This is a genomic window from Psychrobacillus soli (assembly GCF_006861775.1).
GTDB classification, from domain to species: domain Bacteria; phylum Bacillota; class Bacilli; order Bacillales_A; family Planococcaceae; genus Psychrobacillus; species Psychrobacillus soli.
The window spans coordinates 77280-104089 of sequence record NZ_VDGG01000008.1 but is presented as its reverse complement, the minus strand read 5'-3'; the positions used below and the strand labels follow the sequence as shown (position 1 = coordinate 104089).

Annotated in this window: 20 protein-coding genes and 1 pseudogene; 17 read left to right on the top strand and 4 right to left on the bottom strand. The window is 36.6% G+C overall.

What is annotated here, in order from left to right; all coding sequences use genetic code 11:
• From FG383_RS05380 to FG383_RS05365, 5 genes and pseudogenes are all read left to right on the top strand, one after another.
• Positions 1–254, top strand: a pseudogene (locus FG383_RS05380) (hypothetical protein); the annotation flags it as partial.
• Entirely contained in the window at positions 251–3463 is a 3213-nt protein-coding gene (locus FG383_RS05375; RefSeq protein WP_142605827.1) for an AAA family ATPase, read from the top strand. The pseudogene FG383_RS05380 and the gene FG383_RS05375, both read left to right, overlap by 4 nt.
• Positions 3464–3499: 36 nt before the next feature.
• Positions 3500–4051 carry a hypothetical protein gene (locus tag FG383_RS05370; RefSeq protein WP_142605826.1) on the top strand — a complete coding sequence of 184 codons (552 nt, stop codon included), beginning with the start codon at positions 3500–3502 and terminating at the stop codon, positions 4049–4051.
• Between the two features lie 376 nt (positions 4052–4427).
• The gene (locus tag FG383_RS20840; protein ID WP_185907856.1) at positions 4428–4598 is read left to right on the top strand and encodes a hypothetical protein; all 171 of its coding nucleotides are present in this window, start codon (positions 4428–4430) and stop codon (positions 4596–4598) included.
• Positions 4599–4970: 372 nt separating this feature from the next.
• Positions 4971–5519, top strand: a complete 549-nt coding sequence (locus FG383_RS05365) for a lysozyme inhibitor LprI family protein (protein WP_142605825.1) — start codon at positions 4971–4973, stop codon at positions 5517–5519.
• A 280-nt stretch (positions 5520–5799) separates the two neighbouring features.
• On the opposite strand, the gene FG383_RS05360 is transcribed toward FG383_RS05365, so the two are convergent.
• Complete coding sequence (locus FG383_RS05360) at positions 5800–6102, bottom strand: YciI family protein (RefSeq protein ID WP_142605824.1); 303 nt, start codon at positions 6100–6102, stop codon at positions 5800–5802.
• A 270-nt stretch (positions 6103–6372) separates the two neighbouring features.
• Here FG383_RS05360 and FG383_RS05355 point away from each other — a divergent pair, with 270 nt between their 5' ends.
• Positions 6373–7716 (top strand): cyclic 2,3-diphosphoglycerate synthase, encoded by a 1344-nt coding sequence (locus FG383_RS05355; protein ID WP_142605823.1) that lies wholly within the window; start codon positions 6373–6375, stop codon positions 7714–7716.
• A gap of 40 nt (positions 7717–7756) precedes the next feature.
• Here the strand turns inward: FG383_RS05355 and FG383_RS05350 are convergent, their stop codons facing one another.
• Positions 7757–8668, bottom strand: coding sequence for an EamA family transporter (locus FG383_RS05350; protein WP_142605822.1), 912 nt, complete (start codon positions 8666–8668; stop codon positions 7757–7759).
• A 408-nt stretch (positions 8669–9076) separates the two neighbouring features.
• Between FG383_RS05350 and FG383_RS05345 the strand changes: the two genes are divergently transcribed.
• From FG383_RS05345 to FG383_RS05295, 11 genes are all read left to right on the top strand, one after another.
• Positions 9077–9472, top strand: coding sequence for a hypothetical protein (locus FG383_RS05345; RefSeq protein WP_142605821.1), 396 nt, complete (start codon positions 9077–9079; stop codon positions 9470–9472).
• Between the two features lie 1299 nt (positions 9473–10771).
• The gene (locus FG383_RS05340) at positions 10772–11800 is read left to right on the top strand and encodes a Gfo/Idh/MocA family protein (RefSeq protein ID WP_142605820.1); all 1029 of its coding nucleotides are present in this window, start codon (positions 10772–10774) and stop codon (positions 11798–11800) included.
• A 666-nt stretch (positions 11801–12466) separates the two neighbouring features.
• Entirely contained in the window at positions 12467–12964 is a 498-nt protein-coding gene (locus tag FG383_RS05335; RefSeq protein WP_142605819.1) for a TRAP transporter small permease, read from the top strand.
• A gap of 1 nt (position 12965) precedes the next feature.
• Positions 12966–14261 (top strand): TRAP transporter large permease, encoded by a 1296-nt coding sequence (locus FG383_RS05330; protein WP_142605818.1) that lies wholly within the window; start codon positions 12966–12968, stop codon positions 14259–14261.
• Positions 14262–14311: 50 nt separating this feature from the next.
• Entirely contained in the window at positions 14312–15340 is a 1029-nt protein-coding gene (locus FG383_RS05325; protein WP_342782128.1) for a TRAP transporter substrate-binding protein, read from the top strand.
• Between the two features lie 202 nt (positions 15341–15542).
• Positions 15543–17318 (top strand): sensor histidine kinase, encoded by a 1776-nt coding sequence (locus tag FG383_RS05320; RefSeq protein WP_185907855.1) that lies wholly within the window; start codon positions 15543–15545, stop codon positions 17316–17318.
• Entirely contained in the window at positions 17315–18067 is a 753-nt protein-coding gene (locus FG383_RS05315) for a response regulator transcription factor (RefSeq protein ID WP_142605816.1), read from the top strand. Before FG383_RS05320 ends, FG383_RS05315 begins: the two co-directional genes overlap by 4 nt.
• A gap of 53 nt (positions 18068–18120) precedes the next feature.
• Entirely contained in the window at positions 18121–19506 is a 1386-nt protein-coding gene (uxaC, locus tag FG383_RS05310; protein ID WP_185907858.1) for a glucuronate isomerase, read from the top strand.
• A 53-nt stretch (positions 19507–19559) separates the two neighbouring features.
• On the top strand, positions 19560–21719 hold the full coding sequence (locus FG383_RS05305) for a glycoside hydrolase family 3 protein (RefSeq protein ID WP_185907854.1): 2160 nt from the start codon (positions 19560–19562) through the stop codon (positions 21717–21719).
• A 297-nt stretch (positions 21720–22016) separates the two neighbouring features.
• Positions 22017–22982, top strand: a complete 966-nt coding sequence (locus tag FG383_RS05300; protein WP_185907853.1) for an Rpn family recombination-promoting nuclease/putative transposase — start codon at positions 22017–22019, stop codon at positions 22980–22982.
• A 153-nt stretch (positions 22983–23135) separates the two neighbouring features.
• Complete coding sequence (locus FG383_RS05295) at positions 23136–24356, top strand: multidrug effflux MFS transporter (RefSeq protein ID WP_142605812.1); 1221 nt, start codon at positions 23136–23138, stop codon at positions 24354–24356.
• 197 nt (positions 24357–24553) lie between these two features.
• On the opposite strand, the gene FG383_RS05290 is transcribed toward FG383_RS05295, so the two are convergent.
• On the bottom strand, positions 24554–24922 hold the full coding sequence (locus FG383_RS05290; RefSeq protein WP_142605811.1) for a cupin domain-containing protein: 369 nt from the start codon (positions 24920–24922) through the stop codon (positions 24554–24556).
• A gap of 15 nt (positions 24923–24937) precedes the next feature.
• The gene (gene lsrK / locus FG383_RS05285; protein WP_142605810.1) at positions 24938–26503 is read right to left on the bottom strand and encodes an autoinducer-2 kinase; all 1566 of its coding nucleotides are present in this window, start codon (positions 26501–26503) and stop codon (positions 24938–24940) included.
• Positions 26504–26810 lie beyond the last annotated feature (307 nt).

Below are 26810 nucleotides of genomic sequence, written 5' to 3'. Positions count from 1 at the left end.
GTCATGAAATGTTAAAGGGAGGTCGACGTGTACAATTGGCGCTCGATTCCTTAAAGAAAATAGGAGCCATGGAAAGCCATCTAATATCTGACAAAGAAGATGCTTACCGTTTAACTGCAATTGGGGTTCATATGTTTTCAGATTCATTTTTACGAAGAACCGTAGAATTTAGTCATTCCAACCAATTGTCAAAAGAAGATGTGATGAAGTTTTTTAATCGGTACAACCTTTATGAACAGGAGGGAATGCTGTGATTCCTTGGCGTTTACAGTTTTCGGGTGTTCGAGATTACGGAGCAACAGAAATGAATTTAGAAAATGAAGATGATCATGTCCTCATTACTGGTCCAAATGGTGCAGGAAAATCGACTATTTCATTTTGTATGGGAGCTGTCTTGCGTTCGAGTAAAGTCGATATTGAAGGGTTGAAGTCTCAAAATCTACCGGAAGACCAAACTTGGAGAGCCGCGATACATTTTCTATTTAAAAATGATGGACCTTCCAGAATTGACGGGCCTCTCTATGTAGAATTTAGTTTATATTGTGAGCAGACCCCAAAGCAACCCTTGAAACTACGTTATGAAATTCGCGATGGCGATGAATTAGAAAATCTAGAACTTCGTCAAGCCTATCGCTCAGGAGATGCACAAAAAAATAACTTTACGGCGTATAGACGAGTGCTTCAATATAAATACAAAATTCATCCAGATCTCTATTATTTGATCTGGTACCAACAAGAAGTAAATCAATTCGCAGTGATGGCACCGGAAGAACGTTTCCGCATATTTAGTGAAATGCATGGAATTGACAAAATTCAAAAGGACTGGGAAACAAGTCTCGAGTCCGTCAAAGATGCACAGGATAATTTAGCGACAGCTACTATTCAACAAAAAGGATATGAATTTCAATTATCTTTAGCACGCAGTGAAAAAGAACGTTACGAGGAAAATAAAAGACGCCTAAATGAAAATGGCTACCAGTACGCATTTACGACCCATTTACTCCAATTGAATGCAGACAATGAACGGATAGAAATGGAAGCCTATATTGAAGCGCGTGAAATGGAGCTAGAAGTTCTAGCAGAAAAAGCAGAAAGTAACTCTGTACAGTTCGAAAAAGAGAACATAGAAAAAGAACAGCTTCAACAGCAAAATACTGCTAAAGAGCAACAGCACCAACAACTGGAACAACAACTAGTCGATAAGGAAAAGGACGCAAAAGAGCTAGAAGCAGAAGTAAGTGCACGCTCAAATGAATTAAGCGAACTGACAGAAGCGTATCGAAAATTGCCCTATCCAGAACAAGAGACGAAAGAAAAATGGATGCATGCCCAGAAGCAAGTCATCCATTTAAAAGAGAAAGAACAAGCGTTGGATACAAAGATAGAGCATACAGAAGCAGAACTGAATGACAATATGCGTAGTCAATCCAAAATAGAAGCCAGCATTGAGCTTTGGGAAGAACGAAGTAAAGGGGCACTTAAACTGATTACTCGTTATATATCTAGCTATGAGTTAAATGCTAAACTTATTTCGCTTAAGTTGTCACTACAATCTTGGGGAAATCAGCGAGATGAAAAGGCAAAACTGCTTCGTGTATACGAAGAAGAGCTAGAAATGCTCGAGCGTAATCAAATCGAATCACCACGGCAAAAAGAAGCCATTCGTCAGTTGAAAAAACAAAATATTCAAGCTTATCCACTTCGCCGTTTTATTCGGCTAATGGATAATGTAAGCATGGATAAGGAACGTCTCTTCGATGCTATTAAATATACTATTTTTTATAACGCATCCAAATGTCAGCCAGCAAATGATTTATACCATGTATCACTGAAAAAGATAATTCCTACACGCTCTCTAACAGAACTGCCGACGTTCGGACTGATGATGCGTGAAGGTCTCTCTACCGATGAACAAAACCAAGCTGCACGTGTTTTATGGTGGATTGAACAATTTTTCACCTCGGAGCAACCTCGAATCGTGGATGGCTTGCTAGTTGATAAACAAGGGGTAAGAGGTGCTCAAGAATCGAATGTGTATATTTTAAGTAAAAAGGCATTAGTAGAACAAAAGAAAATACTAGAAAAGCAAATTGGTATACTACGGGACAAAATAAAAGAACTAGACGGAAAATGGAAAAAGGAAAATGAAAAATACCATTTTTGGAACGCAGATGTTCAGAAAGTGGTTGAAGCAGAAGCATTTTTATCAACTAAAGGCGAGCAAGAATATCGAATTGAACAATTAGAAAACTTAAGAAGTACCTATCAGCAATTAAAAGATGTCAAAAAAGAACTAAAGCTAGAAGCAGGAGCGGTTTGGAAAGAAGCACATAGTTATGCCGAAGAAGAGAAAATGAGACAAGCAGACTTATTAATTTATGAACAATTTGGCTTACAAACAGAGAGAATACAGCTGCTACAACAATTGGAAAACGCATGGAAAGAGGCAAAGAATGACATCCTTCATCTTCGTCGTTCGATAAAAAGATTAGATGAAGAGTTGTACAATTTACAGCAACTGCTCCGAAAAAACCAACGAAATATGGATCATTTAGAAGAAGAAATCAACCGAAACGAGCGGGAAGTTCTACGTGTTTCGAACCAAAAGCGTGAAAAAGTAGAAGAACGTATTGCGATGGCTAACTTGGCAATGAAGTATAAAGAAGAATTAGACAATCTTCGGAAATTGGTACCACATCTTGTGGAAAAAGCATTGGAAGATCGGCAAAAAGATGAATCTAAGTATGACCTTCAACATAGACAAAACCAAGCAAAAGTGGAATTTACGAATGCACGAAACGAAAAAGATATCAATCCGAATGCCGTGGAGAATTTCCATACATTGGAGCAGGAAGTCACCCGTAAAAAGGATGAACTAGAAGCTGCCAAAAATCTATTAGAGGAAAACGAAGATCGTGCGATGCAAAACGAGCAACGATTAGAAACAGCTATTGCTATGCAAGTTCAAAAGATTAATCTTCTTTTTGAGCAATATATGGGGCTTTTTCAATTTGAAGGGCAAATCAATTATCAAAAACTAACGGACAAAAAAGGTCGTCCTGTGTTTAAGTTATTTATTCATGTCCGAAAAGAAGGACATCGAGGAAAATTAGAAGATGTCAGTTTAAAGGCAAGAGGGGGACGAGTCGGAAAAGGTGTTTCAGGTGGCGAGGAATCTTTAAGTTCTTTGCTATTTGCTTTAGCACTTCTGCAAAATTTAGAAAACCGAGCAGGCTTTATCGTCCTGGATGAATTTGATAGTGCTCTAGATGAATCGCGCAAAGCAAAAGTTTTTGAACTCTATGCAGAAGAGCTCGGGCGTAAATTGATCATCCTTTCTCCAAAAGGACATGAAGATGACTATTATAATCGATTCTCCAAAGCGTTTGTTGTAACGCATGATCCAATAGAATTGAAAAGTAAAGTAAGAGGATTGGCGATGAAAAAAAATGTGCATTCCTAGTGCGAGGCACAGAGAACAAATTTTAGGGGGATACCAATGGATCATAAAATACAAACGTATTTCGAAAACTTAGAAGCAAAGGACAAAGAACTTCAATACGAAGCTTTCGGGAACATTAAAGCAGCTACGAAAGAAAAAGTGGATTGGGCCTATGAAGTTTGGGATCAATTAATAGAATGGCTTACGGATCCAGACAATCACCGAAGATCTAGAGGTGCTCAGTTTCTGGCAAATTTAGCGATAAGTGATCCTGAAAAACGAATGTTAGGCGATTTTTCAGCGATATGGGAAGTGACAAAAGATCCGAAGTTTGTAACAGCTAGACATAGCTTACAATCTATTTGGAGAGTCGCATTAGCAGGTCAGAAACAAAAAGAAATGGTCATAAATAGCCTTGTAGATAGGTTCGAAAATGGTACTCATGAAAAAAATTATACATTAATTCGCTTTGATATTATTCAAGCACTTCGAAATTTATACGATGAAACAAAGGACGAGAAAGTAAAACAAATAGCATCAAATTTAATTGAAAAAGAAGTGGATCCAAAATATAAAAAGAAGTATGCAACTGTTTGGAAAAAGGCTTAATTTCAGGCTAATAACAAACGCTAGAGCGCTTTTTAAAAGAATAAAGTATAAAAATTAGTGTGCCATGAACCAAGTGTTCCTGGTATTTTACAAATTGGGTACTATGAAATGATCCCGTTTATAGGACACTAATAAAGTGATGTTCAAATAATTTTTTTGATAAGGTATCCGCTAATAGGATTCAGCTGGCCCTGTTCGCCTTCCCCATTAGCCTGTCTGTGCAGGAATAAGAGGTAATGTTTATTTTTAGTTACTTTGGCATATATATTCTAATGAGTAAATACAGTGGTATCGAGTTCCAATTGGTTTGTGCATGCATTCACGAAGAATAAAATCCTCTATCTAGAGCAAATTAGACTCTAGGAGGTGATGACTAATGAGTAAAAATAGTAATAAGAAAATGAATGTTCGAACGCATAATAGTTACGAACTGTATAAAAATCCTACGAATAATCCTGACGAGGAATTTGCCGAGGAATTTATTGCAATATCTAAAAACAAAGTAACGAAAGAAATGAATAAAAATAAACCTAAAAAAAGGGATTAAACCAGTACATGAAAGGTGAGTGTATAAATGCTCACCTCTTCCTAGTCCATCCATTTGTATATAACCCTTATTTTTTGTATTGGTAATATAACAATTACAAACTAATTGCAAAACGCTCAGATCAATCGAATGGAGAGATTATCCATAAATTCGATTGATCTGAGCTTGTTTTAATTAGGGAGTTTCTTCTATATCCCCTAGAGTTTAATATGCTCAGTATAGATAGTCTTATTCAAAATGATTAGTTTTTTGCAATGCTTAAATGAAATTGGAAACCGTTAGTCAAAAAGATAAATTAGCATTGTACTTTAAGCAATTTTTACTTGGATGATGTTAAAGTATTGTATGATTTTCAAAGAGGAGGCTTTAAAAATGAATAATAACAGAAAAATATTAACGGTAATATTTATCCAGGTACTATTCATATTGGCTGCTTGCGGAAACTCGTCTGATGAGCTAAGTACTAAATCGAAAACCAACTCGACGGAGAGTACAAATGACGATTTTTTGAAAGCAAATACAACAGAAAACTCTTCAGAAGGTGCTGACAACAGGGAACTAAACACTGAAAGTAAAAAGGAAGAATATCTCAAGAAACTTAATGAGATGGAAGAAGCAGATAGAAACACAGAAGCTGGAACAACAATGGTAGAGTTGAAGGAACAAGAGGCGGAGAGATATAGAAAATGGGATGTGGAGTTGAACGAAATCTACGGAGTGTTGAAAGAACAGCTTAGTACAGAACAGATGGATAAATTAAGAGAAGAACAGAGGAACTGGTTAATACGCAGAGATGAAATTGCCAAAGAAGCATCGCTAAAGTATAAAGGTGGTTCGATGGAATCATTAGAATATGTGGCTACACTAGCAAGTCTCACAAGAGAAAGATGCTATGAGTTAGTTGCAAAGTATATGAAGTAATAGAAGTTAGTTCATATCCATCGTCTGGATATGGCTACCATCCCATATTGTTTCGAGTTCTTTTACCAGTAAATATAATGTATAACAGCAGCCGAAATTGCATCTTCGGCTGCTTGCTTTATCTAAAGAATAGAATCTATTCTTTCATTCCCAACAAGAACTAAATCAATTTGGTTCATATTATTGTAAGAATGTGGTAAGTGGCTAATGGGTTTTAAAACAAGTATGAATTGTTTCAGAACCTAGTATCAAAAACAATTTGTATTTATTAAGCATCGCTTTACTTTTTGTATAAAGCAACCCGGTAAGGAAATAGTTGGGCTTCCATGATTCCTTCTTTTACTGCGGGATCATTATTCATCAGTTCAACTGCTTCTTCCTCCGTATCTACTTCTAAAATGACGATTCCCATTGGATCCATGTTCAAAGTTCTACCAGCTAAAAGGAGCTTTCCTTCTTCTTGCAAGTTTTGTAATACTTCAAAATGATGTTGAACAATTGAATTTTCTTTATCCGTCCGACTAGATTGATCTAACAGGGAAGGAATGAGTTTCAGTTGATATAAAAACTGCAATTTTTCCATTATGGGCCTCCTAACAAGGGCAATGTAGAGTTGTATTTCATCCTAATTGTATCAGAACATATAGAGTTAGTTAATTAGTAATCTATCAAATATTTAGATAGATTAGTGGGGGAAAGGCCTGTACAATACGAGTCAGGCAGTCGTTGCGTTATGAAGAGAAATCTAGTATTGATATTACTAAACTTCCAGTATCTTTGAAATTGCTATTGTATTAATATTCATTAGTAGGTATAATCATAATAATTTAATGTAATTATAGGAGTGAGTGCCATGAATAGAAAAAATATTATTATTATAGGTGCGGCAGGAAGAGATTTTCACAATTTTAATACGTATTATCGTAATAATGAATCATATAATGTTGTTGCTTTTACAGCAACACAAATTCCAGATATCGATGGACGTAAATATCCGAGTGAATTAGCAGGGGAACTATACCCAGAAGGGATTCATATTTATTCACAAGATCAACTACCAGAGTTGATTAAAGAGTTGCAAGTGGATGAATGTGTTTTTGCATATAGTGACATTGGTTATGAAGATCTAATGGGCGTAAGTGCAATCGTGAATGCAGCGGGTGCCAATTTTACATTGCTAGGTCCAAAGGGTACCATGTTAAAAAGTAATAAGCCTGTCATTTCTGTCTGTGCTGTACGAACTGGAACAGGAAAAAGTCAAACATCGAGAAAAATTATTGAAACGCTATTGGAGCATGATTTAAAAGTTATTGCAGTGAGACATCCAATGCCTTATGGCGATTTAAATGCACAGCGTGTTCAGCGGTTTGCAACAGTGGAAGATTTAAAGAAGCATAATTGTACAATTGAAGAGATGGAAGAATATGAACCACATGTAGCACGCGGTAACATTGTATATGCTGGTGTCGATTATGCAGATATTTTGGCAGCGGCTGAAAATGACCCAGACGGCTGTGATGTTATTTTATGGGACGGGGGAAATAATGATTTCTCTTTCTTCCAACCAGATCTAGCTGTTACTGTATTAGACCCACATCGCCCAGGTCATGAGCTTAAATATTATCCCGGCGAAGTTTGTTTAAGAACAACTGACGTGGCTATCATTAACAAAGTAGATAGCGCGACAGAGGAAGCTGTTCAAATCGTAGAAAATAATATCAAATTTGCAAATCCAAGTAGTACGATTATTAAAGCGGAGTCAACGATTACAGTCGATCATCCGGAGTATATTGTAGGGAAGCGTGTGTTAGTTGTTGAAGATGGTCCGACATTGACACATGGAGAGATGAAACTTGGTGCAGGTACAGTTGCAGCGGAACGTTTGGGTGCGAAGGAAATCATTGACCCACGTCCATTTGCAGTAGGAACACTAACCGAAACGTTAAACAAATACCAACACATTGGAAACGTCCTTCCAGCGATGGGGTATGGCGAACAGCAATTGAAAGATCTAGAAGAAACGATAAATAATTCTGACTGTGATGCAGTAATTATTGGAACACCAATCGATTTAACTCGTATCATTTCGATAAATAAACCGTCTACACGTGTACACTATGATTTAGATGAAATCGGCGATTCAAATTTAAGCAATATATTAAAAGATTTTATCCAAGAACATAAGCTTGTACGATAAGCAAACGGTGCCAATCAAATAAGTAGAAAAAGACTAGCCATCAGTGGCTAGTCTTTTTAAAATGCTCTCTAATTCGGAAAAAGTTAGTACCGAGTTCATTTAATCCAATTGCGACTAGTATAATAGCCGTACCTACCCACTGAAGAGGTGTTACTGCTTCTGCCAAAATGATGCTAGCGGAAAGAATCGCGATAGGTAATTCAATGGATGTTAATATATTTGCAATTCCCCCCGATACTAAAGGGGCGCCAACTGCGAAAAATAATGGTGGGAGGACTGCTCCAAATAACGAAACTCCAATGGCAGTCGTTAATAAGTCTTTCTCCAAAGGCAGTACAGTAGGGACGTCACGCATGAATAGGATAAACACCAGTATAGTTGATCCTGTTACCATCAAAGAGCTCCGTGTCCATGCATCCACATTTACAGCGACCTTTCCACTGAAAAAAATAAATCCAGCATAAGTGAATGCGGAAAGAATTCCATAAATGAAACCTTTAAGCGGAAGCCCCTGAATGTCTCCATTTAAAATATTCGAAGCAAAAAAGACGCCTATTAAGATTAAAATGATGGACAATACGGTTACAGGGGCAGGTTTTATTTTACTGAAAATCCATTCTAAAATGATCCCTATCCAAACGAATTGGAACATTAAAATAATGGCCAATGAGGCGGGTAGATATTGCATTGAACCATAATAAAAAATACTAGTTAAACCGATAAAACAACCGGTAATCATTATTTGAAGAACATTCTTCTTATTAAGCCCTTTGAAACTGGAGCGCTTAAGTAGAGTAAAAGACCATAATAAAAATAAGGATATTACCATTTGAACGATATTTATTTGTCCAAGTGAGTAGCCGTAGCTAAATCCCAATTTAGCAAATATCGGTGTAAAACCAAAAAATGATGCACCTAATAAAATAAATAAAATACCTTTATTAAATTTCAATATGAGACCTCCTTGCTGCTCAAAACGAACCTAACTATTATATCATAAATAAGCAGAAAATGGGGTGTCCCTATCCCAAATGATATAGGAGAAAACTCTTCAAGCAGTAAACAAACTCGAGTGGTAAGTCAATAATAAGAATAGATTGGAATCGACAACAAGCTGTAAGGAGTCAGTTTTATTCAAACAAATACAGACTAAATTTTTCTAAGATTGGGTAAACTGGAAGTGACTTGAATGTAGAGGAATTAATATCCAACAATAGGTGCCTGTCATTCAGCCCGTACTTGTCCATATTTCTGTATGGTGAAGTGTTATCTCTTTAATTTAATGAATATAGTAATGTTATGGAGACAGATGACCTGAAGGATTAGAAACATATCAATATAAAATGAGAGAGGTGAACAAATGAGTTTTAAGATTGGCATAATTGTTTGTTTAATCTTAATGAGTCTTATAGCATGTATTACTTACTATCTTGGTAAAAAGGTTTCCAAAAGCCTAATGAAATATATTCCAGTGTTTTCTTTAGCGATAGGTGTACTCTTCTTTTATATCAAACTCAATTTTATTCCTTATCCACCGAATTCCTACGATAGCATTTACGATATGATTATTCTTACTATACTAATTATTGGATGCAGTTTAGGATTTTTAGAAACAATCATCATTGATATTGTAGAAAATAGTAATCTATTTGGGAAAAGCTATATGGCTATAAGAAACAAATTAAAATTAGTAAAGGTGAATAAAGCGTTTAAGTTTAAAATGCCAAGTCGTATTGTCAAGAAACTTAGGAGCTGAATATATTTATTATTACGTGGGGTATATGTTAAAAGTAGCATTTTACTATAATAAAAAAGTCCGTTTAGTATTATAGCATCCCACGTCTGTTGATTAACCAATTTCCACCATTGAAATTTAACAAGAAACATTCAAAGATCCTAGTTTCAACTTGTACGTTTTCAGTTCGCTTTGGACTAAATAATCACTACATCATTACCGCGGAAGAAGTGAAGCAGGAAGTGACTGCTTCATCATTTTCGATAATCTTGTTGTGAATATTTAAAGGAGCGCAGTCTAAGTACGCGCTCGTCGTGTCGCAACGACTGTGTGACCTGCATCGTGCAGGCCTCCGTCACGTACCTACAACGTTCAAAAGAAAAAGGCAATTGCTTTTCAAAATGAAAGAATAGCTACCTTTCTATTCGTAGTGGAAGTGCCCGAAGATGCAATTTCGGGCACTCTATCGCTTTCTATCATGCATTCCTTGCTTATTTTTGCAAAGTTCATGCTGGTAATATGTTGATACTATATAGAAAAGAAAAGCTTCCTTCCAATCGAAAATGCGAAAATACTATAGAGAAGGACTGAGCAGCCAAAATTGCATCTTTGGCTACTTTTATCTAGATAGGAAAGTGGCTATTCTTTCATTACCAACAGCTTTGGCACTTTGATTACCCGTGCTTTTGGAGTGCGACGGACGAACGACGACCACACGATTATCGAAAAAATGCGTAGGGATGCGACAAAGTCGCATCCCTACGCATCAAGAAGTTTCGGTAATGGTGTAGAATTCGTTCAGTTCAAAGCAATCTAAAAGCACCTATACATAGAGTACCTTGTGTGTTATCACGCTCTTAACAATCAAATTAAGGGATACTTTTGGTTAATCAACACGTGTGATAGCATTCAATATAATAGGCGGTTCCCTTAAGGGCAACGGCTGATTGCTAATATTAACCCATCTGAGCCTTACCTCAATGGTGGGTTATTTTTTATGGATAAATGAGACATCATCCTAACCAATGGCGCGTAAGCTACTGCAAACAGAAATGCTTCGTAAATTAATATCGATACTATCTCCGGATTAATAGTAAGAGTATTCAAATAGTTATTGATTTCCAACTTTTAATATGTATAATTAATACAAATCATGCCTTCAACTATACACATGTATCCAAGGAAATCACCCCCTTTATTATCTTTCAAAAATCCCCACAGTATCAAAAACATGAACAACTATTCAAGCAAATAAACCTATTGTTAAACCCTTAGATACAAGTGCATCTTAAATTTAAATTCTCCTGGAGGTATAAGACGATGAAAAAAACGTTAAATTTCGGAATAATCGGTAGTGGAAATATTGTAGAAACACATATTAGAAGTATTCAAGACGTGCCGAATGCGGAAGTAACAGCTATTTTTTCTAGAAATAAGGCAACTTCTGAAAAATGGGGGAATCAATATGGCCTTCAAGTTTACAGCGATTATGAGGATTTTCTAAGAAACGATAAAATGGATATTGTCACGATCTTAACGCCAAGTGGGACACATGCTGATCTAGGGATATTGGCGGCGAGACAAGGGAAACATGTCGTTGTGGAAAAGCCAATCGATACATCACTAAACAAAACGAACGAACTTATTCATGCTTGTAGAGAAGCGAATGTTACGTTGAGCTGTATTTTTCAACATAGATTTGATGATGGAATAGTAGATATTAAAAATGCTATGAATCTAGGTGAATTTGGCCAACTGAATTTCGGAGCTGCACGTACTACTTGGTATCGTTCACAAGAATATTATGATAGTGGTGCATGGCGGGGAACTTGGGAACTTGATGGTGGTGGCGCATTAATGAATCAATCCATCCACTATATCGATCTTCTTCTTTACTTAATGGGTCCAGTCGAAGAAGTTCATGCGTATTGTGCAACTCGCGCGCATGAAAGAATAGAAGTAGAAGATATCGCGGTCGCCTCATTAAAATTCAAGTCAGGTGCCCTTGGACTGATTGAAGGGAACACAGCAGCCTTTCCAGGATATAGTGCAACGCTTGATATCTTCGGTAATAACGGAAGTGTAATCATTGAAAATGACCTAGTAAAAGAATGGAATTTTAAGAATGGAAATGAATATACAAAAGCTTCAAAAGAAGTAGTGAAAACAAGTGCATCATCAAACAAAATGTCTTCTTATGAGTCCCACAAAAGACAATATGACGATATTGTTCATGCAATTTTGGAGAAAAGAGATCCGCTAGTTACAGGGGAGGAAGCAAGAAAATCACTCGTATTAATTTTAGCGATTTATGAATCTGCTAGAAGTGGAAGTCCTGTTAAATTATAAAAACAAAAAACGTAGTGCCTTGATCATAAAAAGGACTACGTTTTTTATAAATGAAAGTATATAAAATTGATGTGCTATGAAAGATAGGAAATTTAGTGGATATTACATAAGGTAAGGAGGATAGACCTGTTAGCTAGTAAGAATCTTGAAGAAGAGCAATTCTGCTAATTATCTTCTACTCGTAAAAGAGTAGAAGATCAAAGAATAGTTAGCATCTATTGTATAGAGAAGTACTAGAGCACCCGAAATTGCATCTTCGGGTGCTTCTTTTATGAGTAGGAAAGCATCTCTTCACTCATTATCTAAAAAAATCTTAACCTTATTCGTATTGTTGAAGGAGGGCGACGGATAGACAAATGCCATAAGATTACCGAGAAAAGAGGGGTTGGTCGTGACGCTAGTCACGACCAACCCCTCAAAAATCAAACGGCAATAATATGGAAAAAAAGTCTGTCCAAAAGCCTCCTAAAACGATATAAAACAGGTTCTGTACTTAGAAGATGTTTGCACTTTACTTATTGATGAATAATAGAAATACACCTGATCGATTATAAAACCTAAAAAAAACACAAGTTTTTCATAAAAAATAAACATTCTAACAATTCTGAATAAAAAGTAATATGTAGAGAGTACGAAGAAGTAAACGCTTTCTTGAGGAGGGAAGATATGAATCTAATTAAAAAGCTGTATTCATTCATTGATAATATATTTGAAAATTTTACCCTTTTATCACTCATTTTTTTAGTATTCATCGTCACCATGCAAGTTATCACCAGATATTTTTTCAACTTTGTCTTCTTTTGGTCAGAAGAAATCACCTTACTTTTATTAGTATGGTTTGGATTTATGGGAATAGCGATTGGATTTCGTGAATACATCCATTTAGGAATTGATTCATTTACTAATCTGTTTCCAAAAGTATTTAATAAAGTGCTAGATAAAGTGATTCTTGCCATTGTCTTTTTATTTGGAATCTATCTAGTAGTCCAAGGTTGGCAATTTACGGTTCTTATGTTGGAATCTACTCTACCTGCAACAAAACTACCAAGCAGTATTACCTATATTGTCATGCCAATAACGGGAATCATGATTTGTTTATATGCACTTCTACAATTATTTAATATCGATACAGCTAAGTATAAAGACATAGAGGAGGGACATTAGCATGACAAGTACTAGCATAGCAGTCACCATTTTACTCGTAAGTTTTGTTGCTTTAATCATGCTACGTTTTCCGATAGCTTTAACACTTGTTATATCATCCTTGCTAACGATCATGTTTTTAGATATCCCGTTACCCATTATTGGACAGCAGATGATTCAAGGTGTGAATTCTTTTTCCCTTCTCGCAATACCATTTTTTATCCTAACTGGACAAATAATGAGTACAGGTGGTCTTGCTAATCGGATTGTAAATCTGGCAATTCTTTTAGTCGGCCGAATCCGTGGAGGTTTGGCTATGGTAAATAGCGTAGCCTCGCTATTTTTTGGCAATATTTCTGGCTCTGCGGTCGCAGACGTTTCATCTGTTGGTTCTGTTATGATTCCAATGATGAAAAAGAATGGCTATGAAGCAGATTATGCGGTTGGCGTTACGATTGCATCCGCTATACAAGGAGTTGTAGTACCGCCCAGTCATAATCTCGTATTGTATTCATTAGCAGCAGGTGGCGTTTCTATCGCTAGTTTGTTTATGGCTGGTATCGTACCAGGCGTTATTATGCTAGTCGCACTATGTATTACTGGTTATATCATTGCAAGAAAAAGAGGGTATGAAAAGGCAGCTCCCGTGCCAAAATCACAAATTGCAAGTACTCTTATACATGGAGTATTATCTCTAAGCCCAGCAGTTATTATATTGGGTGGGATTATGAGTGGAGTTTTTACGGCGACAGAATCAGGGGCATTAGCTTGTTTGTATTCTTTTGTTCTAGCATTCGTTATTTATAGAGAAGCACCACTTTCCAGTGTGTGGCCAATATTAAAACGTACGTTGAAAACGGTTTCGATGGTTTTTTTCCTAATCGCTGCTTCCGCTGCGTTTGGTTGGGTATTGGCATACTTACAAATTCCATCTATGATGACTAGCTTATTATTAAGTATTTCTGATAATCCACTTATTATATTATTAATTATTAATATATTATTACTTCTCCTTGGGGCGCCAATGGATATGGCACCAATGATTTTAATCATGACACCAATTCTTCTTCCAGTTGTCACAAGCTTTGGTATGGATCCAGTGCATTTCGGGATTGTGCTTATATTAAATGCTGGAATAGGCTTATTGACACCACCTGTAGGGACTGTTTTATTCGTCGGTTGTGCGATAGGAAAGATTTCCATTGCGCAAGGCACGAAAGCTATGATGCCATTTTTCTATGCACTACTAGTAGTTCTGTTAATTATCACCTATATACCTGAGGTAGTAATGTGGCTTCCAAATTTGATGGCTGACTAGCTTTGGTGATAGGTAGAAATTATAAAAAATATTTAAGGGGGTTTGCAATAGTGAAGAACAAAAAATTTATAGGGTTATTAACAGCTGTACTTTTTATCACAATAATTCTAGCAGCATGTGGTAAAAAGGAAGAGGTCGCAGTGGAGAAGGATGAAGGTACAAAATCAGAAGCACCTAAAATTACTTTACGTCTAGCAGACAACCAACCAGCTGATTATCCGACTGTAATTGGAGATCAAAAGTTTGCCGAGTTGGTTAGTGAAAAATCTGACGGTCGAATTACCATTGAAGTGTTTCCGTCTGGGCAGCTTGGCGATGAAAAATCCGTACTAGAACAGGTTCAGCTTGGAGCTATTGACTTTGCTAGAATCAATGCTAGCCCACTTGCAGAATTTAATGATGATTTTACTGTTTTCTCCGTTCCTTATTTATTTAATAGTGATGAACATCTGTGGAATTTTTTAAATGGGGAAAAAGGCACAGAGTTGCTAGATGGTCTGCAAGCAGCGAAAATGCAAGGTCTTGCATACTACGATTCAGGTTCTCGTAGTTTTTATTCTACTAAACCTTTAACAAGCATTGAAGATTTAAAAGGGCAAAAAATTCGCGTTCAGCAAAGTGAAATTAATATTAAATTGATGGAAGCATTAGGAGCAAGTGCTACTCCAATGCCATATGGAGAAGTATTTTCGGGTCTTCAAACTGGTATCATCGATGGAGCAGAAAACAACCTTCCGAGCTTTGACTCATCAAACCATTACCAAGAAGCAAAATATTTGATTATGGATCACCATACTAGAGTGCCAGAAGTATTGTTAATGAGTAAAACGGCTTGGGAAAAACTTTCAAATGAAGACAAAGCGTTAATCAAACAAGCTGCATTGGACTCAGTCGAGACCCAAAGACAAGCTTGGGCTGATTATGAAGAAAAATCTCTAAATACATTGAATGATGCTGGAGTAACTATTACAGAAGTGGAAGATATATCTCCTTGGCAAGCGGCAGTGCAACCTATTGTGGATGGGTTTTCTAAAGAGTATCCGGAGCTAGTAGAAGCAATCAATTCAGCAAGTCCGTAATAACTTAAAGACTATCTATGCTTTGTATTAGCATTTACCCTACCTAGTTGGGTTAAAATTTACTAGGTAGGTCTTTTCCATTAAGATTAAGTGGGATATAATACTCATCAATACTTATTGGAAAGGAACTTCGATGAAAAAGCTGTGGAGTAAAATTATACAATTTTTTAAGCGCTATATTCTTTTTGGAAATCAGACACTTATGGTAAAACTTTGTGTCTTTTCTAGTGTGTTAGTTATATTACCTGTACTTTCTGTTGGAATCATCACTTACACATATTCCTCTTATGAACTAGAAGAAGAGTTCAAGCAATCCAGTCAGAAAATAATAGAACAGGTAGAATTACATGTAGAATATTATTTGCAGGATTTTGAAATAGCGAGTTTAAAAATCATCAACTCACCTGAAATGGGAAGTTTATTAAGACTAGAGACAAATGGCAATGAATATGATCCTACACTTACAGAAAAGGCATTTAAAGTCCTTAAAAATTCAGAATATTCCAGAAATGATATTTCGAATATTACTGTTTCATTAGATAATGGCATTATTATAGATTCGTTGAGAGAGCGAAATTACTATCCTGCCAAAAATATTAAAGAGGAATATTGGTATTCATCGGTCCCACAAAACGGGATGGTTTTGCTTGTGAGTAGGACATTAAAATTGAAAGACAAGGAGCTACCGGTTATTTCCTTGGTTAGGCGTTTATACAATCCGCATACACTTAAGCCGGTTGGTATGCTCATTATTGATATCAATTTTAAGAGAATCGAAGAGATATCTAAAATGGTCACTTTTGATAAGAATGGTTATTTTTTTATTTTGGATTCTAGCGGTCATTATGTCTATCATCCTAATTATACAAAGCTTGGAGACAAGGTAGAATTCAAGCAGTTAACTAATCTTGAAAGTGAAAAAAGCGGTTCCGTGCTTATCGATAATAATCGCAAGGAGTTTGTTTCCTATTCTTTTTCTCCAAACGTTGGCTGGAGCTTTTTTACAGCTGCACCATATGAGGATTTGAGGGTCGGTATCGAACAAATAAGAACTGCCATAATATGGACAATTTTTATTTCTTTATTGTTTGCATACTTAGTAGGTTTTTATGGTATTTCCAAAAGTATCGTTCGTCCTATTCATCGACTTCGCTCTTTTATGAAAGAAGTGGAAATTGGTCATTTAAATGGAAGAGTAAAAGTGGAGTCCAATGATGAAATCGGACAACTGACAGCAGGATTTAATAAGACCGTAGAAAGACTATCTAATTTACTCGAAGAAGTGTATGTTTCCAAGCTGAAGGAAGCTGAAATGACGCTTAACAAAACAGAAACAGAATTAAAAATGCTCCAATCACAAATCAATCCTCATTTTTTATACAATTCACTTGAAACAATTAGAGGAATGGCTTTGGAAGAGGGCAGGGAGAACATCGCTAACATGTCATCTTCTCTAGGGAAACTGTTACGATATAACCTTAGGAATAGTATACCTACTGTTAGTTTGCGAGAAGAGATTAAGTTTTGTGAGATGTATCTACAAATTCAAATGTTTCGTTTTGAGGACCGTTTTGACTATTTATTTGATATACCAGATTACTTGATGGGCTTAGAGGTTGTTAAATTTTCTCTCCAACCAATTGTGGAAAATTGTTTTATGCATAGTATTGGTGAAAACTCGAAGAAAATAAAAATTACGATAACTGCACAACTTCTATCTGAATCTAAGTTTGTCATTCGAATTACTGATACAGGGATAGGAATTAAGGAAGATGTTTTAAAAGAATTAACGGAGAAATTAAAAGAGAATTCAACTTCCCTAGGTGGACAACATATTGGGATTATGAATGTTCATCAGAGAATTCGCTACTTGTTTGGCTCCGAGTATGGAATAACAATCACTAGTACAAGAGGTTTAGAAACAGAGGTTAGTATTCATTTGCCGATTGTAGATGTTAAGGAAGTGAAGAAAGCATGAAAAGAGTTTTACTAGTGGACGATGAGAGATGGGTAAGGAAAGCTCTTATGTGGTCGATTAAAAAGTTGAACTTATCCTTACAAATCGTACATGAATGCGCCAATGGATTAGAGGCTCTTGACTGGGTTAAACAAAATGAGGTTGATTTGGTTTTAACAGATATCCGTATGCCGGTTATGGATGGTATTTCTTTGGTGAAGGAACTTAACGAATTAGAGAGAAACGTGGATTGTATCGTCATTAGTGTTCATGATGAGTTTCAAATTGTTCAGCAAGCAATCCGGAGCGGGGTAACGGATTACCTCCTTAAACCAATTGAAGAAGAAGACTTAAAAAATTGTTTGGAAAAATGGCTTAATAAACGAAAAGGGATAGTGGAAGAAAGTAAAGTACCTACCATTTATGGTGAAGTAATTCCTACTTCCACAATAGATCAAGTGCTGGCTTATATTGAAAAAACACCATTAAAACAAGTAACGCTAACCGACGCTGCAAATAGTGTGCACTTGAATCCAAGTTACTTAAGTCAACTGTTCAAACAGCAACTAAATACTAAATTTGTGGATTACTTAACCGAACTTCGCATTCAAGAAGGGAAACGTTTATTGCTGAACACTACATTAAAGATGACCGAGATTGCCGAAAGAGTGGGGTACTCGGAAGTGGCATACTTCAGCAATAACTTCAAAAAAATGACTGGATATTCTCCATCTGAATTTCGTAAATCTACAAAATCCCAAAAAATATAGGAGTAAGCGTGCGTGAAATTTTCGGAAAGCAGGTGAAAGACTTGAAAAAATTTATGGACGAAACCTTTTTATTGTCAACCGATACGGCTATGTCTTTGTACAATACATTTGCAAAGGATTTACCAATCATCGATTATCACTGCCACTTAAGCCCAAAGGAAATCTATGAAAATAAAACGTTTCAAAACATTACAGAAGCGTGGCTATACGGTGACCATTATAAATGGAGAGCGATGAGAGCTAACGGAATTGATGAAGCGTTTATTACCGGGGATGCAACGGATTATGATAAGTTTTTGGCCTGGTCCAAAACGATTAAGATGACTATTGGTAACCCCTTATACAATTGGACTCACTTAGAACTTCAACGTTATTTCAATGTACATGACATTTTAAATGAAGAAACTGCGCCAGGCATATGGGAAGAAGTAAATAGAAAGCTTACAAGTGAGGGTTTTGGTGCAAGAGATTTAATGAAGATGTCAAAGGTTGAAGTAGTTTGTACAACGGATGATCCAATCGATACATTAGAATATCATGCGAAGATTAAAGACGAATCAGATTTTGACGTAAAGGTGCTTCCGAGCTTTCGACCGGATAAAGGGTTAGAAATTAATTTGGATGGCTATTTGCAATGGGTTCAGAAACTTGGAGAAGTGTCGGAAGTACAAATTTCCAACTATGATGACTTCCTAAATGCATTACAGACAAGAGTGGAGTATTTTCATTTAAATGGCTGTTGTGTGTCTGATCATGGGCTAAATATGTTGATGTATGAGGAAACTACAAAAAAAGAAGCAGAAACTATTTTTGCAAAAGCATTCACCGGAGAAAAAGTATCTCCAGATGAAGAAAAAAAGTATAAGTCTTACACATTATCTTTTTTAGGAAAACAATATGCGAAGCTTGGATGGGTGATGCAATTCCATATGCAAGCATTACGAAATGCGAATACAAAAATGTATAAACAATTAGGACCTGATACAGGTTTTGATAGCATTAATGATGGGCAAATAGCGGAACCTTTAAGTCAATTGCTAGACGGTTTGGAACGAGAAGATGCTCTTCCAAAAACGATATTATATTCTTTAAATCCGAAAGACAATTACGTGATTGGTAGTTTAATTGGTAGTTTTCAAGGAGAAGTGCCAGGAAAAATCCAGTTTGGTACTGCTTGGTGGTTTAATGATCAAAAAGATGGCATGCTCGAACAAATGAAAGCGCTAGCAAATCTTGGTCTATTTAGCCGTTTTATCGGAATGCTGACGGATTCGAGAAGTTTTCTTTCCTATACAAGACATGAGTATTTTAGAAGACTAGTATGTGAATTGATTGGAGGGTGGGTAGAAAATGGCGAAGTGCCAAATGATATGAACATGTTGGGGAGTATTGTGCAGGGGATCTGCTATCAAAATGCAAAAGAGTATTTTGATTTTTGATGAATAAAAGATATTGTATGCAAACATTTATTTATGGAAAAGGGAGGAAAAATATGGGCTCAATTTTGAAAAGTCTAATGAAAGACAAAAAAATGAAAAAGGCAATAACTGGTGTCCTTGCATTATCTCTTATTACATCAATCGGTATTCAACAAGTAGGGGCAAATGAAAACTTAGGGTATGTAGATCCAAGCACGAATACAAACCCTGGACATTCAGGGACTAACGTGGAGACTTATCGTATTCTAGCTAACAGTGAAACCGGGCAACCAGAAATCGAAGCAGCAAAAAAAGGCGTTCTTTCATTAGATGGGAAACAGTTCAAAGACTTAAATGGTAACAAGAGTCTAGACTTGTACGAGGATTGGAGAAAACCTGTTAATAAGCGGGTAGCCGATTTAGTATCAAAAATGACACTTGCTGAAAAAGCAGGATTAATGTTGATCAACACACATACTCCAATCGCGAATCCAACAGATGGAAAATATGTTAAGTCAGATGATCCACTAATTGTAGGAAAGAATATGCGATATGTCATTTTCCGTCAAACTCCTACTGTTGATGTAATTGCTAAATATACAAATCAGTTACAAGAATTAGGTGAGTCTTCAAGATTAGGAATCCCAGTAGTTGTTACTTCGAACCCGAGAAACCATGCTTCCACGGACTATACGAATATTGCTGCAACTAAAGGACAGCATTCGTTCTGGCCAGGACCATTAGGATTTGCAGCAGCGGGTGACACAAATGCTGTGAACGAGTTTTCTGAAATAGCGGCCAAAGAATGGAGAGCAGCAGGAATTCGTAAAGTTTACGGATATACTGCAGATATCGCTACAGATCCACTTTGGGCGAGAATTGAAGACACATTTGGTGAAAATCCGATTGTTGCTTCCAATATGATTTATAACGTCATCAAAGGATTTCAAGGTGAAAAGCTTGGTACAGAAAGTGTTGCCATAACGGTGAAACATTTTCCAGGAGGCGGAGCACGTGATAACGGGTTAGATCCTCACTTTGTCGAAGGTAAATTCAATCCATATCCAACGGAAGGAAGTTTGCTTAAGTATCATATTCCTCCATTTGCAGCAGCGATTAAAGCGAATGTATCGTCAATCATGCCATATTACGCGTACCCGAGTAATGATAGTGCTGATCAAGGATTGCCATGGTATAGTAAAGACCAGCAATTTGAAGAAGTTGGCTTCGCTTTAAACGAACCAATTTTAAATGGCTTCTTACGAGGAGAACTTGGTTTCAAAGGTTATGTAAACTCGGATACTGGTGCGATAGGAGATAATGCTTGGGGTGCAGAGAGTCTATCCCCGGAACAAAAAGTGGCAAAAGCAATCAATGCTGGCACCGATATTATTTCAGGATCATCTGAACCACAGTTAATTATCGATGCAGTAAAAAAAGGTTTTCTATTGGAAAAAACAGTGAATGAATCTATTACATTATTGTTAACAGAAATGATGCATTTAGGTCTATTTGAAGACCCATATGTAGATGCACAACATGCACTTGATGTAGTAGCAAATCCAAAAGTACAAGAACTAGCATATGAAGCACATCTTAAGTCACTAGTTCTTTTACGTAATGATCAAAATCTATTGCCTTTAAAGGATGCAAAATTAAAAGAAGTAAAACTGTATGTGGAGATGTTCCCTGGTGGTACAGATGGAGCAAGTACAAAGGGATTAATAGACACAATCAAAAAGCATGATCCTTCTATTACAATTACGAATAAACTAGAAGAGGCAACACATGCGTATATTTATGTAAAACCTGTTCAATCAAACTGGGATAATAATCCACGTATTACAGTAGGTCCTGAAACAGGAATTACTAATGTGGATCGAATTGTCACTATACAAAAAACGGTGCCTACTATTACGGCAGTAAACATGACCAATCCATGGGTACTGGATAAAATCGAGCCAAATGCGGCAGCATTAATCGGTACTTTTGGCACGAAGGCTGAAGCTATAGTAGATGTTATTCGTGGTAAATTTAATCCAACCGGAAAGCTCCCATTTGCACTACCAGCAAGTATAAAAGCCGTAGACGATGAAGTTGGAGATGTCCCTAGTTACGCACCAGAAGAAGATGCTTCGTATTCCTATGTAAATAAATCTGGTGATGCATATAAGTATGGTTTTGGTCTTTCGTATAATCAAGGGAAAGCAAAAGAGAAATCTAATAAGAAATAAAGAACTTTAAAAAATCGGCCGGAAGTGACAAAGTCAACTTCCAGCCGATTTTTTATTGTCACAGAAAATAGTACGTAGTTAGAAACAACTGGGCCACTATTTTGAATTGTTTTGATGCCTGTACACTATTTTCAAAATTTTATTTTGAAGCGGCAAAAGGTTCGAAAATTCCATTTTGGCTCTATTTTGCTTTCAAAATGGAATAGACATGTTTTATATCCAATTATGACAATTTACTTCCAATTTAAGTTGTTGTATCTTTGGCTGAAGCGGTATAATACAGCTAATGACGATGAGGTGAATACGATAAATTCAAAAGCATTAAGTAGAATTCCACTACCGGAGCTAATGGACTTAAAGGTTGATTTTGCTTTCAAGCAAATGTTTGGAAGCGAAAAAAACAAACAAATAACCCTCGTTTTTCTGAACGCCATTTTACAAAGAACAGGCAGAGGCACGATCAAAGAAGTAGAGTTTGTCAACCAAGAAGTTGGTGGAGAATACAAAGATTATAAGCAATCCCGATTAGATATCGTTGTGCGCACGCAGAGCAATGAGCTAATAAACATCGAAATACAGCTAACAGATGAACACGACATGATCAAACGAACGTTGTTTTACTGGTCAAGGCTTTACAATTCTCAATTAGAAAAAGGAAAAGGCTACCATACTCTGGTTCCAACAATTACGATTAATATTTGTAACTTCACATTATTTAAGAACAATACGTATTTTCATAGCACCTTTCATTTATACGAAGATTTCACAATGCAACGCATAGAGTCAACGGATGACGTATTAGAAGTCCATTTTATTGAAATGAATAAGTTTTTGGACTTATGGAAACAAAATGAACTGAATGTATTAGACGATATTCTCATCAGATGGTTATTACTACTAGGAATGGTCGATGTACGCAAAACCAAAGTATACAACGAAATCTACCAAGAGCTGGAGGACTTAGCGATGACAGACGAAAACTTATCCAAAGCATTTACCGCTTGGGAGGAATTAAGCAGATCCAAGGAAGATATCCTCGCCTATGAATCTCGATTGAAGTATATATTAGATGAAGAAGGAAAATTAGATGATGTGAAATATAAGGCGGAGAAAAAAGGGAGAGAAGAAGGATTAAAAGAAGGGAAACGAGAACTTGTTGAAAATTTACTTTCCATGAATATTGAAATAGAAGTCATTCAAAAGGCAACCGGATTATCTGCTAGCCAAATAGAAGAAATAAAAGCAAAGTTAGAAGCTAAATAAAGTTTCTATTTCAATTTGGTAAATTGCACCAGGTTATTTTGTATTATTACAGATAGTCCTCATTATGACATCGAGACTTTTATAAGGGGGATTCCAGATGATTAGAAACAATCAAGATGGAAAAAATGCGGTTGAAAGGAATTATATTACTTTATGAATAGATTAGAAGATGATAGTAAAGCTCCGAAATCCTTATCCAAAGTATGGATTGTGCTCCTATTAGGTTCACTCACTGCATTCGGGCCATTATCGATGGATATGTATTTGCCAGCACTACCGATTGTTGCTGGTGACTTACAAACGACAACCTCCCTGGCACAATTAAGTATAACCGCTTGTTTGTTGGGACTTGCAGTTGGTCAGCTAATATTTGGTCCGTTAAGTGATATTCGGGGAAGGCGCAGACCACTTGTATTTGCACTAATTGTTTACGTACTCGCCTCCATATTATGTGCGTTTAGTACGCATATTTGGGTCTTTATTGTTTTCCGTTTTGTGCAAGGGGTGACAGGGGCAGCAGGAATCGTGATTGCCCGTGCGTCGGCTCGTGATTTGTATTCGGGTAAAGATTTAACAAAATTTATCGCATTGCTTGCACTTGTAAATGGTGCCGCACCGATTCTAGCACCGCTTGCCGGTGGGATAGTTTTAAACTTTACCTCGTGGAATGCTGTGTTTATTATTTTAGGAATTATCGGGCTGATTATGTTTTTAAGTGTACTGATCTTTTTACCAGAGACGCTAACTACAGAAAAAAGGTCGGAAAGTAGTATGTTGGCAGTCGTTAAGACATTTCGTGGTTTATTGAAGGATCGTCTGTTTATGGGGATTGCATGTACACAAGCACTTATTATGGCGAGTATGTTTGCGTACATTGCAGGTTCACCGTTTGTCTTGCAAAATCTTTACAAAGTAACGCCGCAACAATTTTCTATGTTGTTTGCACTGAACGGGATTGGGATTATAATCGCAGCCCAAGTAACAGGAAGACTTTCTAGTACCATTGGGGAAGTGAAATTACTTTTCAGTGGTGTTCTATTGTCATTTATAGGAAGTCTTTTTTTGTTCGTAGTGATTATATACAAAATGCCTTTGTTCGCAATGGCTCTTGCTTTATTTTTAGTCGTATCAAGTGTTGGGATGGTTTCCACTTCCGCGTTTTCGCTTGGAATGCAAAGGCAAGGGAAATCGGCAGGAAGTGCTTCTGCGTTCCTTGGGTTACTTCCTTTTATCTGTGGAGCGATTGTTTCTCCGCTCGTTGGAATAGCAGGTGATCAAACGGCTTGGCCGATGGGAATCATCATTGTTTTTTGTAGTGGTATTGCTTTGGTGATTTTTATGTTATTTGTGAGAAAAAGTGAATTAAAAGATTAAAGAGTACTTAGGTAATTTCAGCTAAAAAGAAAAATATATCCTATCTATATAAGTGTCTTTATTACGGATAAAATAATAATTCTAGAACGAATGTTTACTGAATATAAAATAAGATAAAACCTTGAGCGATTAGGAACGTTCAAGGTTTATTTTAACTTTCAGCCTTGATAGATTGCCGGAACTCTTATGTGAAGAAGTTAATCTCTCGCATTTTGAATAATAGGATTATCTACGTTTACTACATCTCTTTCTAACATATGTGGGGATTTAACAAAAAGGGCTTTAAAGTCTTTATCCGAGGTGTTTGTCAAATAATGTGTATCTCTAGGTGCGCACTGGATCATATCACCAGGTCTAGCTTGTATTTTTTCAGTATTAATATAAAAGTCAATTTCACCTTCTAGAATATAAAAGATTTCTTCACATGTAGTATGATAATGGTTCTGAAAATCTTGACCAGGTTTTAAGACGACGATCCCTACATCTACATTAGGACCTTTTGTTAAATACTTTGGGCCGTGATCTTTAAAACGAAATTCAAAATCATTTTCATTTACTTTTTTCATCACAACTACCTCCTATCAAATAGTTAGACCTGGCGCTCGCCACATATGCTCGGTTATTTTTTTGTCTGCCAATTTTAACTGCTCTACATACACGCTACGCCAAGTTTTGTAGAGTTCCTGATACAATTGATGGTGCTCCATATTTGGTATAAAAACGCTTTCGAATTTGACAACCTTTTGAACGACATCCGAAATATTATCAAATATTCCTGCACCTACTCCGGCATATAATGCAGTTCCTAGAGCAGCTGCTTCCTTTATTTCTGGGACTTTCACGGGAATTCCCAACATGTCTGCTAGAATTTGAGTCCATAACTTACTATTAGATGCTCCACCTGCAAAAATGATTTCTTTCGGATAATGTCCAGTCACTTCTTCGATAATTTTAAAATTACCTAATGTCACCATCGCAGCATTTTCCTGTAGAGCCCTAAATAGCACATGCTTACCAGACTTTTCGGGATCTAAACTTAAGTTAATAAAGGAAGGGGCAGCGTGTCTCCATGAAATATAATTCATGACATCTGAAAAAATGGGAATGACCCCATATGATCCAGCAGGTACATCTTTCATTTTTTCTTCCATTAGTTCATAAAAATTTTTCCCTAATTTTTTAGATTCCTCTACCTCTTTGTCACAGAAACTATCTCTAAACCACTGGACTACAAGTCCTGGGAAAAAAGCAATTGTTTCTATTTGCCACAAGTCTTGTATTGCATGACAATTGATACGAATTCGACTGTTTACATCATAGATTGGCTTATCAATGTTTAATTCTTGTTGCCAAAAAGATCCACCAGACACAATAGCTTGACCATTTTCAATTGCACCTACGCCAACGGACGCTAATTGAGCATCACCACCACCAGCTACTACAAGTGTTTCCTCGCTTAATCCAGTTAGTTTTGCTACATTCCCATTAATATGGCCGATAACTGTACCTGCTTCATTCACCGTAGAGAACATCTCTTTATCTATGTCGTATAAATCGGTTATTTCGTCAGACCAATTTCTCCTCGTCAAATCAAACAATCCAGTTGTACATCCGTTAGAAGGATCTGCTTGCAGTACACCGGAGAGTTTATACAAAATCCAGTCATTGATCATGGTAATCGCGGAGACTTTCTCATATATCTCAGGCTGATTATTTTTCAACCACATTAATCGTGGTACTGCACCTAAAGCAAAAGTTTGACCGGATAATTTGTAACTCTTATATTCTAGGTCACTATTTTGTCTTTTGAGCGCTTCCACTTCTTGACCCGCACGTGCGTCTACATTTGCACACGCCCAAATTTCACGACCACTTTCATCGTATAGCACAAATCCTTCACGCATACTTGTTGCACTCACAGCTTTTATAGATGTTGGACTAATCGCTGCTTTTGTTAAAACTTCTCTAATACACTGTACGATTATTTTCCAGTTTTCGGTGTAGTCAAAATTCATTGATCCTGGATAATTGGAGTCGGGAAGATGGGTCCATGCTTGTTGAGCGACACAAACCTGCTCGCCGTTTTCATTAAATAAAACAGCTCTAATACTACCGGTCCCTGCGTCAAATGCTAGAAGAAAAGCCATCCAGTTTAATCCTCCTTGAAAGTCAGTAATTGTGACGCCGTTTCTTCAACAGTAATCAAGTAAGTTTGATTCATACCCTCCTTTTTTGTGCGCTATTTTGTTTTCCACAGCACCCTATTGGATCGTTTTAATAGTAAGTAGAAGAATTTCTTTGTCGGTCGCTTCAGGTAGAAGTGATAAAGGGGAGGGACATCGCATAAATTAGACCATTAAAAGCCCTGATGGCTCTCGCTATTAAGCATATTCAACTATCAAACTAAATATTTTATAAATGAAGTAATTCCAAAAAATAATTGTTTGGCTATCC